The following is a 16,212-nucleotide window of genomic DNA, read 5'->3' on the forward strand; positions in this document are numbered from 1 at the left end:
TCGTATTCCACGTGCGCCGTCGAAATCGTGATGCCGCGCGCCTTCTCTTCCGGCGCCGCGTCGATCGCGTCATAGGCCTTGAATTCGCCGCCAAAACGCTCCGCGCCGATCTTCGTCAGCGCCGCCGTCAAGGTCGTCTTGCCGTGGTCAACGTGACCGATCGTGCCCACGTTCACGTGTGGCTTCTTGCGCTCGAACTTCTCTTTCGACATGGCTCAAACCTCTAAACAGATTTTGTTGACAAGTGCGGCCACGGATGGACGCTTTTCGATCTTCCGCGATCGCGGGCGATCGCAAGGATTACGACTTCTTGATCACGGCTTCGGCGATGCTGCTCGGCGCCTCGGCGTAGTGATCGAACTCCATCGTGAAGGTGGCACGGCCCTGCGACATCGAGCGCAGGCTGGTTGCATATCCGAACATCTCGCCCAACGGCACCTGGGCGGCGATGACCTTGCCGGACGGGGTGTCATCAGTCCCCTGGAGGAGACCGCGGCGCCTGCTCAAGTCGCCCATGACATCGCCCATGTAGTCTTCCGGCGTCACCACCTCGACCTTCATCACCGGCTCCAGCAAGACCGGGTTGGCCTTGTTGAAACCTTCCTTGAAGCCCATCGAGCCAGCGACCTTGAAGGCCATCTCGTTGGAGTCGACTTCGTGGTACGAACCATCGACCAGGCGGATCTTGATGTCGACCACCGGATAACCCGCCATCGGTCCACTGGTCATCGCTTCGCGAATGCCCTTGTCGACCGCCGGCACATATTCCTTCGGCACGGACCCGCCAACGGTTTCGTTGACGAATTCGTATCCGGCGCCGCGCTCCTGCGGCTCGATCTCGAGGACAACATGGCCGTACTGGCCCTTGCCACCCGACTGACGCACGAACTTGCCTTCCTGCTTGACCGCCTTGCGGATGGTCTCGCGGTAGGCGACCTGCGGCTTGCCGACATTGGCCTCGACATTGAACTCGCGGCGCATGCGGTCGACCAGGATATCCAGGTGCAACTCGCCCATGCCGGCGATGATCGTCTGTCCGGACTCCTCGTCGGTGCGCACTCGGAAGGACGGATCCTCCTGGGCGAGACGCGACAAGGCAATGCCCATCTTTTCCTGGTCGGACTTGGTCTTCGGCTCCACGGCCATGGCGATCACCGGTTCCGGGAACGTCATGCGCTCGAGCGTGATGACCTTGTCCTGCGCACACAGCGTGTCACCCGTGGTGACGTCCTTGAGACCGACGGCGGCGGCGATGTCGCCGGCCCGCACTTCCTTGATCTCGTCACGCTGGTTCGCATGCATCTGCAGCAAACGGCCGACTCGCTCCTTCTTGCTCTTGACCGGGTTGTACACCGTGTCGCCGGAATTCAGCACGCCCGAGTAGACGCGGAAGAATGTCAGCGAACCGACGAACGGGTCGGTCATGATCTTGAAGGCCAGCGCCGAGAACGGTGAATCGTCCTTGGCCGAACGCGAATCTTCCTTCTCGGATTCGTCCACACCCTTGACCGGCGGACGATCCGCTGGCGAGGGCAACAACTGGATGACCGCATCCAGCATCGCCTGCACGCCCTTGTTCTTGAACGCGGTACCGCAAAACACCGGGATGATCGAACCACTGACCGTTCCGGCCCGGATGCCGCCGATGATCTCGGCTTCCGACAGCTCGCCATCCTCGAGATACTTGTTCATCAACTCTTCGGACGTCTCGGCGGCCGCTTCCACGAGGAACGAGTGCGCCTTTTCGCAGGCATCCTTGAGCGATGCCGGAATGTCGCGATACTCGAACTTCAAACCCTGGGATTCGACGTCCCAGTAAATCGCCTTCATCTTGACCAGGTCGACCACGCCTTCGAAATTCTCTTCGGCGCCGATCGGCAGCTGCATCGGAACCGGACTGGCACCGAGGCGGCCCTTGAGCTGGCCAACCACCTTGTTGAAATCCGCGCCGGTGCGATCCATCTTGTTGACGAACGCAAGCCTCGGCACGCCGTACTTGTTGGCCTGGCGCCAGACCGTTTCAGACTGCGGCTGCACGCCACCGACCGCGCAGAGAACAAAAACCGCGCCATCGAGGACTCGCAGCGAGCGCTCCACTTCAATCGTGAAATCGACGTGCCCGGGGGTGTCGATGATATTGAAACGGTGCTGCTCGAGGCTGTTGTCCATGCCCGACCAGAAACAGGTGGTCGCAGCGGACGTGATCGTGATGCCGCGCTCCTGCTCCTGCTCCATCCAGTCCATGGTTGCCGCACCCTCGTGCACTTCACCGATCTTGTGGTTGACGCCGGTGTAGAACAGGATTCGTTCGGTTGTCGTCGTCTTGCCGGCATCGATATGGGCCATGATGCCGAAATTACGATAACGCTCGATGGGGGTGCTGCGAGCCACGGTGTCTATCTCCAGCGGGTATCCGTTCCCGACGCAAAGCGACCATCCGTGGCCGCATCATTCAAAGGGTATTACCAGCGGTAATGCGAGAACGCCTTGTTGGCTTCGGCCATGCGATGCGTTTCCTCACGCTTCTTCACGGCTCCACCACGGCTTTCCGCGGCGTCGAGCAACTCGGCCGCAAGCTTGCGCGGCATCGTGTTCTCTCCGCGCTTGCGCGCCGCCTCGATCAACCAGCGCATGGCCAGCGCCATGCGGCGGGACGAACGCACTTCGACCGGCACCTGGTAGGTCGCGCCACCGACACGGCGGGACTTCACCTCGACCGCGGGAGCCACATTGCCAAGCGCCTTCTCGACGACACCGACCGGCTCGGCATGCTTCTCGCCGATCTGGTCGAGAGCGCCGTAGACGATCTTTTCTGCCACCGACTTCTTGCCGCTCTGCATCACCATGTTGATGAAGCGAGCGATGACGTCACTGCCGTGCTTCGGGTCGGGCAGCGTGGTGCGGGATGGATTGGAACCTTTACGCGACATGGATCAAACCTTTCCAGGTGAACTTGCTCAGGACTTCGGGCGCTTGGCGCCGTACTTCGAACGACTCTGGCGGCGCTTGGTCACGCCGGCCGCGTCGAGACTGCCGCGCACGGTGTGGTAGCGGACGCCGGGAAGGTCCTTGACGCGACCGCCGCGGATCAGCACCACCGAGTGCTCCTGCAGGTTGTGGCCTTCGCCACCGATATAGCTGATCACCTCAAAACCGTTGGTGAGGCGAACCTTGGCGACCTTGCGCAGAGCCGAATTCGGCTTCTTCGGGGTCGTGGTGTAGACACGCGTGCACACGCCGCGACGCTGAGGGCAATCCTGCAGGGCAGGCGAAGCGCTCTTGTACGTCTTCGGACTACGTGGCTTGCGCACCAATTGATTGACTGTTGACATGCGTTTTGAGCCCTAAGAAACAAAAGACAGGCCGAGTGAACTCGACCTGCCCAGAAGCGGGAGTTTAACGTTCGGGCAACAAGACTGTCAACGCCTTGCCGCCCTACGCTCGCATCCATTCGCTCGAACACGAGGCACTTCCTGCGCCTCATTTCGATGTAAGGTTGATCGCGCCGTCAGGCCGAATCGCTGTCGCCGGCAACTGCCTCGGCGACGGAACTCGTTGAACCCAGCGCAGCCCGCTCGAGATCGGTCAGTTCGCCTTCCACGGTCCGACGAGCGGAATGGTAGGCCAACCCCGTACCGGCGGGAATCAAGCGCCCAACTATAACGTTTTCCTTCAGGCCACGCAAGGTATCGCGCGTACCGCGCACCGCCGCCTCGGTCAGGACCCGGGTCGTCTCCTGGAACGAAGCTGCCGAGATGAACGATTCTGTGGCCAGCGAGGCCTTGGTGATGCCGAGCAGGACCGGCAGATACTCGGCCGGCAGACCGTCCTTGGCCACGACACGCTCGTTCTCCTCGATCACGCGCAGGCGGTCGGCCTGCTCGCCACGCAGGTAACGGGAGTCACCGGCGACCGAGATCTCGACCTTGCGCAGCATCTGGCGAATGATCGCTTCGATGTGCTTGTCGTTGATGCGAACACCCTGCAGGCGATAGACGTCCTGGATTTCCTTGGTCAGGTAGACCGCCAGCGGCTCCACGCCGAGCAGGCGCAGGATGTCATGCGGGTTCGGCTCGCCGTCGACGACGGTCTCGCCCTTCTCGACATGCTCACCCTCGAACACGATGACCTGGCGCCACTTCGGAATCAGCTCCTCGTGTTCGCTGCCATCGGAATCGCGGATGATCAGGCGCTGCTTGCCCTTGGTGTCCTTGCCGAAGGCGATCACGCCGGAGCGCTCGGCCAGGATCGCCGGCTCCTTCGGCTTGCGTGCCTCGAACAGATCGGCGACGCGCGGCAGACCGCCGGTGATGTCGCGGGTCTTCGAGGTTTCCTGCGGAATACGCGCGACGACGTCGCCGACGCCGACTTCCGCACCGTCCTGCAGGGACACGATGGCCCCGGCCGGCAGGAAGTACTGGGCCGGGATATCGGTGCCGGGCAGGCGCAGCTCGCCACCCTTCTTGTCGACCAGGCGGACCATGGGACGCAGGTCCTTGGCCGCGCTGCCGCGACGCTTCGGATCGGTGACCTCGACGCTGGCCAGGCCGGTCAGCTCGTCGGTCTTCTCGATGACCGTGATGCCTTCGACGAAGTCGATATAGCGGATCACGCCGGCCACTTCCGAAACGATCGGGTGGGTATGCGGATCCCACTTGGCGATGGTCTGGCCGGCCTTGATGTCGGCGCCGTCCTTGACGTCGATGACCGCGCCATAGGGCACCTTGTAGCGCTCACGCTCGCGACCGTGCGCATCCATGATCGACAGTTCGCCGGAACGCGAGACCGCGACCAGATGGCCATTGCCGTGCTGGACGGTCTTGAGGTTGTTGAACTTGACCGCGCCGGTGGTCTTCACATGAACGTTGTCGATGGCCGCCGCACGCGAGGCGGCACCACCGATATGGAACGTGCGCATGGTCAGCTGGGTACCCGGCTCGCCGATCGACTGGGCGGCGATGACGCCGACCGCCTCGCCGATATTGACGATATGGCCACGGGCCAGGTCACGTCCGTAGCAGAGTCCGCAAACGCCGAATGTTGCCTCGCAGGTGATCGGCGAACGGACCAGCACCGACTGCACGCCATCGGCTTCGAGTTGCTCGACGATCTTCTCGTCGAGCAGGGTGCCGCGGGTGACGATCGGGTCTTCCTTGTCGCCCGGCGCGAAAACGTCCTCGGCGACCACGCGACCGAGCACGCGATCACGCAGCGGCTCGACCACGTCACCGCCTTCGACGATGGCGGTCATGGTCAGGCCATGGTGGGTACCGCAATCCACCGCGGTGACCACGACGTCCTGGGCCACGTCGACCAGACGACGGGTCAGGTAACCGGAGTTGGCGGTCTTCAGCGCGGTGTCGGCCAGACCCTTTCGTGCACCGTGGGTCGAGTTGAAGTACTGCAGCACGTCGAGACCTTCACGGAAGTTGGCCTTGATCGGCGTCTCGATGATCGAGCCGTCCGGTCGCGCCATCAGTCCGCGCATGCCGGCCAGCTGGCGAATCTGCGCGGCGGAGCCACGCGCTCCGGAGTCGGCCATGATGTACAGCGAGTTCATCGATTTCTGGTTGACGTCCTCGCCCTTGGCGGTCTTGACCTTGTCGATGCCGATGACGTCCATCATCGCCTTGGCGACCTGCTCGTTGGTGCGTGACCAGATGTCGACGACCTTGTTGTAGCGCTCGCCGGCGGTGACCAGGCCGGACTGGAACTGTTCCTGGATCTCGACCACTTCCTTCTCGGCCGACTCGAGGATGCCCTTCTTGGCGTCGGGGATCTTCATGTCGTCGATGCCGATCGAAATGCCGGCGCGGGTCGCGTAATGAAAGCCCATGTACATGAGCTTGTCGGCGAACACGACCGTTTCCTTGAGGCCGAGCAGGCGATAGCAGGCATTGATCAGGCGCGAGATGTTCTTCTTGGTCAGTTCCGTGTTGACCAGCGCGAACGGCAGGCCGACCGGCAGGATGTCGCACAGGAGGGCGCGGCCGATCGTGGTATCCACGATCACGCGGCGCTCGCTGCGCTCGCCGGTGGTGTCGTCGATGCTGGTCTCGTCGATGCGCACCTTGACCTTGGCGTGCAGTTCGACCACGCGGCTTTCGTAGGCGCGATTCACTTCGTCGATATTGGCGAACACCATGCCTTCGCCGCGCACGTTCTCGAGCGCGCGGGTCATGTAGTACAGACCGAGGACGACGTCCTGGGTCGGCACGATGATCGGATCGCCATTGGCCGGCGAGAGGATGTTGTTCGACGACATCATCAACGCGCGCGCCTCGAGCTGGGCTTCCAGCGACAGCGGCACGTGCACGGCCATCTGGTCACCGTCGAAGTCGGCGTTGAACGATGTACAGACCAGCGGATGCAGCTGGATCGCCTTGCCCTCGATCAGGACCGGCTCGAAAGCCTGGATGCCGAGGCGATGCAGGGTCGGCGCACGGTTCAGCAGGACCGGATGCTCGCGGATCACTTCCTCGAGGATGTCCCAGACTTCGGCTTCCTCACGCTCGACCAGCTTCTTCGCCGCCTTGATCGTCGCAGCCAGGCCGCGACGCTGCAGCTTCGAGAAGATGAACGGCTTGAACAGCTCGAGCGCCATCTTCTTCGGCAGGCCACACTGGTGCAGCTTGAGGGTCGGGCCGACCACGATGACCGAACGGCCCGAGTAGTCGACGCGCTTGCCGAGCAGGTTCTGGCGGAAGCGCCCCTGCTTGCCCTTGATCATGTCGGCCAGCGACTTCAGCGGGCGCTTGTTGGTGCCGGTGATGGCGCGACCGCGACGGCCGTTGTCCATCAGCGCATCCACCGCTTCCTGCAGCATGCGCTTTTCGTTGCGCACGATGATGTCGGGCGCATTGAGCTCGAGCAGGCGCTTGAGGCGGTTGTTGCGGTTGATCACGCGGCGATACAGGTCGTTCAGATCCGACGTCGCGAAGCGGCCGCCATCGAGCGGCACCAGCGGACGCAGATCCGGCGGCAGCACCGGCAGCACGGTCAGCACCATGTACTCGGGACGATTGCCCGACTCGAGGAAGGCCTCGACCAGCTTGATGCGCTTGGTCAGCCGCTTGAGCTTGGTCTCCGAACCGGTCGCCGCGATTTCCTCGCGCAGACGGATCAGTTCGGCGTTGAGGTCGATCGTCTTCAGCAGCTCATAGACGGCTTCGGCGCCCATGCGCGCGTCGAACTCGTCGCCATGCTCCTCGACCGCCTGCAGGTACTGCTCCTCGTTGAGCAACTGACCGCGCTCGAGCGCGGTCAGGCCCGGATCGACGACGACGTAGGCTTCGAAATAGAGGATGCGCTCGATGTCGCGCAGGGTCATGTCCAGCATCAGGCCGATGCGCGAGGGCAGCGACTTGAGGAACCAGATGTGCGCGGTCGGGCTGGCCAGTTCGATATGGCCCATGCGCTCGCGACGGACCTTGGCCAGGGTGACCTCGGTGCCGCACTTCTCGCAGACCACGCCGCGGTGCTTCATGCGCTTGTACTTGCCGCACAGGCACTCGTAGTCCTTGGTCGGTCCGAAGATGGCCGCGCAGAACAGGCCGTCACGCTCGGGCTTGAACGTGCGGTAGTTGATGGTCTCCGGCTTCTTCACTTCGCCGAACGACCACGAACGGATCAGGTCCGGCGAAGCCAGCGCGATCTTGATCGCGTCGAAGTCCAGCGTCTGGCGCTGCTGGTTGAACAGGTTAAGCAGATCTTTCATGGGGTTCTCCTGAGCTCAGCAGCCGATCACTTGGACTTGGTTTCATCAAGCTCGATATTGATCGCGAGCGAGCGGATTTCCTTGACCAACACATTGAACGACTCCGGCATGCCCGCCACCATCTCGTGGTCGCCGTCGACGATGTTCTTGTACATCTGGTTGCGTCCGGAAACGTCATCGGACTTGACCGTGAGCATTTCCTGCAGCGTGTACGCCGCGCCGTAGGCTTCCAGCGCCCAGACTTCCATTTCGCCGAAGCGCTGGCCGCCGAACTGGGCCTTGCCGCCGAGCGGCTGCTGGGTGACCAGTGAGTACGGACCGGTGGAACGGGCGTGCATCTTGTCGTCGACCAGGTGGTTGAGCTTTAGCATGTGCATGTAGCCGACCGTGACCGGCCGGTCGAACTGCTCGCCGGTACGTCCGTCGATGAGCATGGTCTGGCCCGACTCGGGCAGGCCGGCCAGCTTCAGCATGGCCTTGATCTCGGACTCGAACGCACCGTCGAACACCGGCGTCGCCATCGGCACGCCGGTGCGCAGGTTGCGCGCCATCGACAGCAGTTCCTCGTCGGTGAACGACTTGAGGTCGACGCGCTGCTTGAACGTATCCTTGTCGTGGTTGTAGATCGCGTCGAGGAACTTGCGCAGCTCGCTGACCTTTTCATTGCTGTCGAGCATCTTGCCGATCTTCTCGCCCAGGCCCTTCGCGGCCCAGCCGAGATGGGTCTCGAGGATCTGGCCGATGTTCATTCGCGACGGCACGCCGAGCGGGTTCAGCACGATGTCGACCGGGCGGCCGTCGGCCGCGAACGGCATGTCCTCCACCGGCACGATCATCGAGACGACACCCTTGTTGCCATGGCGTCCGGCCATCTTGTCGCCCGGCTGGATGCGGCGCTTGACCGCCAGGTACACCTTGACCATCTTGAGCACGCCCGGGGCGAGATCGTCGCCCGCGGTGATCTTGGCCTGCTTCTCCTTGAAGCGGCGATCGAACTCCTCGCGATGGCCCTTGATCTGTTCCTGCGCACGCTCGAGCATTTCGGCGGCGTCCTCGTCCTTCATGCGGATCGAGAACCACTCGTCGCGCTTGAGGCTGTCGAGGTACTCGTCGGTCAACGTAGCGCCCTTCTTCAGCGCTCCGGGGCCGCCATTGGCGGTCTTGCCCAGGATCGAACCGCGCAGGCGGTTGTAGATCGCGCCTTCGAGAATGCGGAACTGGTCGTCGAAGTCCTTCTTGATGCGCTTGATTTCCATCTCTTCGATCTGGCGCGCACGCTTGTCCTTCTCGATGCCATCCCGGGTGAACACGGTGACGTCGATGACGGTGCCGTCCATGCCGGGCGGCACGCGCAGCGAGCTGTCCTTCACGTCGGAGGCCTTCTCGCCGAAGATCGCGCGCAGCAGCTTCTCTTCCGGGGTCAGCTGGCTTTCGCCCTTCGGCGTGACCTTGCCGACCAGGATGTCGCCGGCCTTGACCTCGGCACCGATGTAGACCACGCCGGATTCGTCGAGACGCGCCAGGGCCTGCTCGCCGACGTTCGGAATATCCGCGGTGATCTCCTCCGGCCCGAGCTTGGTGTCGCGGGCCACGCAGGTCAGTTCCTCGATGTGGATCGTCGTGTAGCGGTCTTCCTGGACCACGCGCTCCGAGATCAGGATCGAGTCCTCGAAGTTGTAGCCGTTCCACGGCATGAACGCCACGAGCATGTTCTGGCCGAGGGCCAGTTCGCCGAGATCCGTCGATGGACCGTCGGCCAGCACGTCGCCGATCTCGACCTTGTCACCGACGTTGACCAGCGGACGCTGGTTGAGGTTGGTGTTCTGGTTCGAGCGCGTGTACTTGGTCAGCGGATAGATATCCACGCCGGCGTCGTTCTCGCCGATCTGGTCTTCCTTCACACGTACCACGATACGACCCGCATCAACCTGGTCGATTTCGCCGCCACGACGGGCGGCCACGATCACGCCCGAGTCGCGCGCCACGGCACGCTCGATGCCGGTACCGACGACCGGCGTCTGCGCACGCAGCGTCGGCACGGCCTGGCGCTGCATGTTCGCGCCCATCAGGGCGCGGTTCGCGTCGTCGTGCTCGAGGAACGGCACGAGCGCGGCCGCGACCGATACGGTCTGCATCGGCGAGACGTCCATGTACTCGACGTCGCTCGGCGGACGCAGTTCGGACTCGCCATGGGAACGGCAGGACACGAATTCCTCGGTGAAGCTGCCATCCTTGCTCAGCGGCGAGTTGGCCTGGGCGATGACGTGGTCGCCCTCGTCGATCGCGGAGAGGAATTCGACCTCGTTGGTGATCTTGCCCTTGACGACCTTGCGGTACGGGGTCTCGAGGAAGCCGTAGCCGTTGGTCCGTGCGTACACGGCCAGCGAGTTGATCAGGCCGATGTTCGGGCCTTCCGGCGTCTCGATCGTGCAGACGCGTCCGTAATGGGTCGGATGCACGTCGCGCACTTCGAAGCCGGCGCGCTCGCGGGTCAGGCCGCCCGGACCGAGAGCCGAGACGCGGCGCTTGTGGGTGACTTCCGAGAGCGGGTTGTTCTGGTCCATGAACTGCGAGAGCTGCGAGGAACCGAAGAATTCCTTGATCGCCGCCGCGACCGGCTTGGCGTTGATCAGCTCCTGCGGGGTCAGGCCTTCCGACTCGGCCAGCGACAGGCGCTCCTTGACCGCGCGCTCGACGCGCACGAGGCCGATGCGGAACACGTTCTCGGCCATCTCGCCGACCGACCGAACGCGGCGGTTGCCAAGATGATCGATGTCGTCGACGGTGCCGCGACCGTTGCGGATGTCGATCAGCACCTTGAGCACGTCGAGGATGTCCGAACCCGTGCCGAGCTCCTTGACCATCGCCTTCGAAGTCTCGTCGTTGCGATCGCGGAAATAGCGCCCGTCGTAGAGCACGCCCGGCCCCTTGTCGTCCTTGCGGCCGACACGGCGGTTGAATTTCATGCGACCAACGCGATCGAGGTCGTAGCGCTCGGCCGAGAAGAACAGGTTCTGGAACAGGTTCTGCGCGGCATCCTTGGTCGGCGGCTCGCCCGGACGCATCATGCGGTAGATCTCGACCAGGGCCTCGAGCGGCGTCTTCGACGGATCGATGCGCAGGGTCTGCGAGATGTACGGGCCGCGATCGAGATCGTTGACCCAGAGCGTGGCGATGCGGTCGATGCCGGCCTTGCGGAAGGCTTCGACGTGCGATTCCTCGATCTCGTCATTGGCCGAAGCCAGCAGTTCGCCGGTCTTGGTGTCGACGATATCGTTGGCCAGGATGCGACCGATCAGGTACTCGTCCGGCACTTCCAGCGACTTGATCTTGGCGGCTTCGAGCTGGCGCACGTGACGCGCCGTGATGCGCTTGCCAGCCTCGACGATGATGTCCTTGCCGATGCGCAGGTCGAAGTTGAGTGTCTCGCCACGCAGGCGTTCGGCGACCAGTTCGAGCTCGGCGCCGTCTTTCTTGCCCAGGTGGAACACGTTGTGCTCGAAGAAGATCTCGAGCATCTGCTCATTGGTATAACCGAGTGCGCGCAGCAGGATCGTCACCGGCAGCTTGCGGCGACGATCGATGCGCGTGAACAGCGCGTCCTTCGGGTCGAATTCGAAGTCGAGCCAGGAGCCACGATACGGAATCACGCGGGCGCTGTAGAGCAGCTTGCCAGAGCTGTGCGTCTTGCCGCGGTCGTGATCGAAGAACACGCCCGGCGAGCGGTGCAGCTGGGAAACGATGACGCGCTCGGTGCCGTTTACGATGAAGGTACCGGTGTCGGTCATGAGCGGCAGTTCGCCCATGTAGACTTCCTGCTCCTTGACGTACTTGATCGCCTTGTTCGACGATTCACGATCGTAGATGACCAGGCGCACGGTCACCCGCAGCGGCGCGCCGTAGGACATGCCGCGCGAGCGGCACTCGCGCTCGTCGAAGGCCGGTTCGCCGAGGCGGTAGCTGACGTACTCGAGCGCGGCATTGCCGGAATAGCTCGAGATCGGAAACACCGACTGCAAGGCAGCATGCAGACCCTTGTCGTCGCGCTTGTTCGGATCGCCTTCGAGTTGCAGGAACTCGCGATACGAATCGACCTGGATGGCCAGCAGGAAGGGAACGTCCAGCACGGGCGGACGCTTGCCGAAATCCTTGCGGATGCGCTTCTTTTCAGTGAACGAGTAGGTCATGGTGGGGGTACCGCCTCGGAGCTTGGTCGGCGTGGGGAGGCCGACGGGGGTGAAGAAAACGGGATTCGAGATTTGGGATTCGGGATTCGGCGGGCGCCCGGTCGCGCCATTTCGAATCCCGAATCCCTAATCCCCAATCACGAGAGAAAACGGACAAAGCCCGGGGGTTCGCACCCCCAGGCATGCCTGAATCTGGTCAGTTGAATGACCCAATGTGTCGATTACTTGATCTCGACGGTGGCACCGGCAGCCTCAAGATCCTTCTTGAGCTTGGCGGCGTCATCCTTGCTCACACCATCCTTGACGACGGCGGGAGCGGACTCGACCAGGTCCTTGGCTTCCTTGAGGCCAAGACCGGTGATGGCGCGGACGACCTTGATGACTTCCACCTTCTTCTCGCCGGCAGCCTTGAGGCCGACCGAGAATTCGGTCTGCTCTTCGGCAGCAGCAGCGCCGCCAGCGGCGGCCGGGGCAGCGGCCATGGCGACCGGGGCGGCGGCGGAAACACCAAACTTCTCTTCCAGCGCCTTGACCAGCTCCATCACCTCAACGAGGGACTTGCCGGCGATCGCGTCGATGATCTGTTCATTGCTAAGGGACATGATTTGACTCCTGAAAAACGGCTATTGGATTGGGTACCGAAAAAACGAACGCCTAGGCGGCCTGCTTCTGTCCGACCTGGTTGATGACGCGCGCCACTTGGGTAGCGGGCTCAGCCAGAACACGGACCAGCATGGTGGCAGGCTGTGCAAGCAGGCTGACCAGCATGGTCAGGGCCTGTTCGCGGGTCGGCAGCGAGGCCAGCACGTCGACGTGCGTCCCCGGGTATGCCTTGCCGCCCACCGCAACCAGCATGGGCTTCAGCTTGTCGTTGGCCTTGGCAAATTCCTTGATCAGACGGCCGGCAGCGCCGGGATCTTCCTTCGAGAAGGCATACAGCAACGGGCCCGTGAGCGTGTCCTTGACACACGCATAGTCCGTTCCTTCCACCGCACGGGACACCAGGGTATTTTTTGCAACCCGGATGAACACCCCGTCCTGGCGGGCCTTCTTTCGCAGCGATGTCAGCTGCTCGACGGTAAGACCGACGTACTCGGACGCGACCAGTGAATGTGCCGTGGCAGCCACGTTCGCCAGTTCGGCAACGACCTCTTTCTTTTGCGCAAGATTGAGCGCCATTGCTTTCTCCGATTGGGCATCGTCTGCGCTCCTGCGCATTCCGATTCCCGAAAACGACGCGGATCGCGGGGTCCTTCGCGTGTCCGCCGGCATCCTTCGATGCCATGTCCGGTGGCCGTTTCAGGTAAACCTGTCGGGCTGCACCATCTACGCAGGCTGGGAGTTTGAGACCTGTCCGGCGGGATCGGGGTGATCCGTTGCTGTGAGCGCGCTTCCGTGCATCCCGATCGCGACTTCGAGGCCGCCTGCGGTCTTTGACGGCTGGCGTCCTTCCGTTGCCGGAACTCCGCACGCCCTCAAAACCCTGGCGATCGCATCCGCGACCGCCATGAAACTAATTACTTCAGCGGCAGGCTCGACGGGTCGACGACGACGCCGACACCCATCGTGCTCGACACCGAGACCTTCTGCACGAAGATGCCCTTCGCTGCAGCAGGCTTTGCCTTGATCAGGTCGCCGAGCAGGTGGCCGAGGTTCTCGCTCAACGCGCTGGTCTCGAAATTCACCTTGCCGATCGTGCAATGGATGATGCCGGCCTTGTCATTGCGGAAACGCACCTGACCGGCCTTCGCATTCTTCACCGCGGTGACGACGTCGGCCGAGACCGAGCCGTCCTTCGGATTCGGCATCAGACCGCGTGGACCGAGCACCTGACCGAGCTTGCCGACGACACGCATCGCATCCGGAGTGGCAATGACGCGGTCATAGTTCAGATCGCCCGCCTGCATCTTTTCGGCGAGGTCATCCATGCCGACGATGTCCGCACCGGCGGCGCGTGCCGCATCGGCCTTTTCACCGGCCGGGCAGAACACCGCGACGCGGACCGACTTGCCGGTACCGTGTGGCAGCACGGACGAACCGCGCACACCCTGGTCGGACTTCTTGGCGTCGATGCCGAGGCGGATCGCGACGTCGACCGACTCGACGAACTTGGTCTTGGCGCCATCCTGGACGAGCTTGAGCGCGTCGGCGAGGACATAGGCCTTGCCTGGGACGACTTTCTCGCGGATTGCCTTGTAGCGTTTGCTGTTGTTAGCCATGTCTTATCCCTCCACCACCAGGCCCATGCTGCGCGCGCTGCCGGCGATGGTACGCACGGCCGCGTCCAGATCCGCTGCGGTCAGATCGGGTTCCTTCGCCTTGGCGATGTCCTCGAGCTGCTTGCGCGTGACCTTGCCGACCTTCTCCGTATTCGGGCGCTTGGAGCCCGAGGTGATGCCGACCGCCTTCTTCAGAAGGATGGATGCAGGGGGTGTCTTCGTGATGAAGGTGAAGCTGCGATCCGAATACGCGGTGATCACGCACGGAATCGGCAGGCCCGGCTCGAGCTTCTGCGTGGCGGCATTGAACGCCTTGCAGAACTCCATGATGTTCAGGCCACGCTGGCCGAGGGCGGGGCCCACGGGCGGCGACGGGTTGGCCTGACCGGCCTTGACCTGAAGCTTGATGTAACCGACGACTTTCTTTGCCATTGTTAGCTACTCCTGCGAGTGCAAACGCCTGTTGTCAGGCTCCTCGCTGTTTTTCAGATTCCGGGATTCGGGATTCGGGATTCGGGATTCGAAAAAGCGGGTGCGTGCGACACGCCGCTTTACGAATCTCGAATCCCGAATCTCGAATCCCGGCCCTTCAGGCCTTCTCCACCTGGCCGAACTCGAGTTCGACCGGGGTGGAACGACCAAAAATCAGCACAGCCACGCGCAGGCGGCTCTTTTCGTAGTTGACTTCCTCGACCACGCCGTTGAAGTCGTTGAACGGGCCCTCGGTGACGCGGACCATTTCGCCCGGTTCGAACAGGACCTTCGGCTTCGGCTTGTCGACGCCGTCCTGGACGCGGCGCAGGATCGCGTCGGCCTCGGTATCCTTGATCGGCATCGGACGGTCGGCGGTGCCGCCGATGAATCCCATGACCTTCGGCGTCTCCTTGACCAGATGCCAGGATTCGTCGTCGATGCGCAGGGTCCGATTTTCGTCGTGCGTCTCGATCTGGACCAGAACGTAGCCAGGGAAGAACTTGCGTTCGCTGCGGCGCTTCTGGCCGCCGCGCATCTCGATCACTTCTTCGGTTGGCACGAGAATTTCGCCGAACTTCTCCTGCATCGACTCACGTGCGATGCGCTCATTGAGGGCGCGCGCGACCTGATTCTCGAAACCGGAGTAGGCGTGGACGACGTACCAGCGCTTTGCCATGTCTACCTCAGTGCCCGATCGTCAGGAGCCAGTCCATCACGACCCATTTCAGTATCAGGTCGATCAGGCCCAGGATGAGGCTGATGATGATGACGACGACGATGATGACGCCCGTCGTGCGTACGGTTTCCTCGCGAGTCGGCCAGACCACCTTGCGCAGTTCGAACTGCGATTCGGCTATGAACGTGCGCAGGCTGCGACCGGTATGCGTGGTCGCACCGATCAGGCCGGCAGCGACAAACGCGCCGATCAGCGCAACGACGCGCAATGCCGTGTTCCACTGGCCGACGAAATAGTAGAAACCGACCAGCCCGGCGACGATCAGCAAAACGGCCAGACTGAGCTTGACGATGTCAGCGCCGCTGTTGCTCTCGGATTGTTCAACCTTTGCGTTCATTCATCCTGCCGAATTGACCTGTTGACGCCACGGGTGCCGGCTCGATTGGCGAAGCTGGCACGCCAGGAGGGACTCGAACCCCCAACCTGCGGTTTTGGAGACCGCTGCTCTGCCAATTGAGCTACTGGCGTATGTCTGGGGGCCGGGATTCGGGATTCCATATTCGGGATTCGGTCGAAGCGAGAGAGCCGCTCTTGATTTCCGCTTTCCCGAATCCCTAATCCCGAATCTCCAATCCCTTCTCTTGGTTACTCGAGAATCTTGGCAACGACGCCGGCACCGACGGTGCGGCCGCCTTCGCGGATCGCGAAGCGCAGGCCTTCGTCCATCGCGATCGGCGCGATCAGGCTCACCACCATCTTCACGTTGTCGCCCGGCATCACCATCTCGACGCCTTCCGGCAGCTCGCACGCGCCCGTCACGTCCGTCGTGCGGAAGTAGAACTGCGGGCGGTAGCCCTTGAAGAACGGCGTATGACGACCGCCCTCTTCCTTCGACAGCACGTACACTTCCGCTTCGAACTTCGTGTGCGGCGTGATCGA

General features: G+C 62.7%; 13 protein-coding genes and 1 tRNA gene. All 14 read right to left on the reverse strand.

What is annotated here, in order from left to right:
• On the reverse strand, positions 1-212 hold a 212-nt coding region (locus tag BM125_RS18910; RefSeq protein WP_245778905.1), incomplete at its 3' end, for a GTP-binding protein.
• Between the two features lie 88 nt (positions 213-300).
• Positions 301-2,391, reverse strand: a complete 2,091-nt coding sequence (gene fusA, locus BM125_RS18915) for an elongation factor G (RefSeq protein WP_092410914.1) — start codon at positions 2,389-2,391, stop codon at positions 301-303.
• A 71-nt stretch (positions 2,392-2,462) separates the two neighbouring features.
• Positions 2,463-2,930, reverse strand: a complete 468-nt coding sequence (gene rpsG / locus BM125_RS18920) for a 30S ribosomal protein S7 (RefSeq protein WP_092410916.1) — start codon at positions 2,928-2,930, stop codon at positions 2,463-2,465.
• A gap of 27 nt (positions 2,931-2,957) precedes the next feature.
• Positions 2,958-3,332 (reverse strand): 30S ribosomal protein S12, encoded by a 375-nt coding sequence (rpsL, locus tag BM125_RS18925; protein WP_092410919.1) that lies wholly within the window; start codon positions 3,330-3,332, stop codon positions 2,958-2,960.
• A 176-nt stretch (positions 3,333-3,508) separates the two neighbouring features.
• A complete protein-coding gene (gene rpoC, locus BM125_RS18930; RefSeq protein WP_092410921.1) occupies positions 3,509-7,717 on the reverse strand; it encodes a DNA-directed RNA polymerase subunit beta' in 4,209 nt (1,402 codons plus the stop codon).
• Between the two features lie 26 nt (positions 7,718-7,743).
• Positions 7,744-11,904, reverse strand: coding sequence for a DNA-directed RNA polymerase subunit beta (rpoB, locus tag BM125_RS18935; RefSeq protein ID WP_092410923.1), 4,161 nt, complete (start codon positions 11,902-11,904; stop codon positions 7,744-7,746).
• A gap of 221 nt (positions 11,905-12,125) precedes the next feature.
• Complete coding sequence (gene rplL / locus BM125_RS18940; protein ID WP_092410925.1) at positions 12,126-12,506, reverse strand: 50S ribosomal protein L7/L12; 381 nt, start codon at positions 12,504-12,506, stop codon at positions 12,126-12,128.
• A 52-nt stretch (positions 12,507-12,558) separates the two neighbouring features.
• Complete coding sequence (gene rplJ / locus BM125_RS18945) at positions 12,559-13,083, reverse strand: 50S ribosomal protein L10 (protein WP_092410927.1); 525 nt, start codon at positions 13,081-13,083, stop codon at positions 12,559-12,561.
• A 338-nt stretch (positions 13,084-13,421) separates the two neighbouring features.
• Positions 13,422-14,123, reverse strand: coding sequence for a 50S ribosomal protein L1 (rplA, locus tag BM125_RS18950; RefSeq protein ID WP_092410929.1), 702 nt, complete (start codon positions 14,121-14,123; stop codon positions 13,422-13,424).
• Between the two features lie 3 nt (positions 14,124-14,126).
• Positions 14,127-14,555: a 50S ribosomal protein L11 gene (gene rplK / locus BM125_RS18955; RefSeq protein ID WP_092410931.1), complete on the reverse strand. Its 429-nt coding sequence runs from the start codon at positions 14,553-14,555 to the stop codon at positions 14,127-14,129.
• 157 nt (positions 14,556-14,712) lie between these two features.
• Positions 14,713-15,273, reverse strand: a complete 561-nt coding sequence (gene nusG, locus BM125_RS18960) for a transcription termination/antitermination protein NusG (RefSeq protein WP_092410933.1) — start codon at positions 15,271-15,273, stop codon at positions 14,713-14,715.
• A 7-nt stretch (positions 15,274-15,280) separates the two neighbouring features.
• On the reverse strand, positions 15,281-15,670 hold the full coding sequence (gene secE, locus BM125_RS18965; protein WP_092410935.1) for a preprotein translocase subunit SecE: 390 nt from the start codon (positions 15,668-15,670) through the stop codon (positions 15,281-15,283).
• Positions 15,671-15,725: 55 nt separating this feature from the next.
• Positions 15,726-15,801: transfer RNA gene (locus BM125_RS18970), tRNA-Trp, on the reverse strand.
• A 117-nt stretch (positions 15,802-15,918) separates the two neighbouring features.
• Positions 15,919-16,212 (reverse strand): elongation factor Tu (locus BM125_RS18975; RefSeq protein WP_483862689.1); only part of this gene is annotated, 294 nt, incomplete at its 5' end.

Origin of the sequence: Dokdonella immobilis (assembly GCF_900115085.1) — a bacterium.
GTDB lineage: Bacteria > Pseudomonadota > Gammaproteobacteria > Xanthomonadales > Rhodanobacteraceae > Dokdonella > Dokdonella immobilis.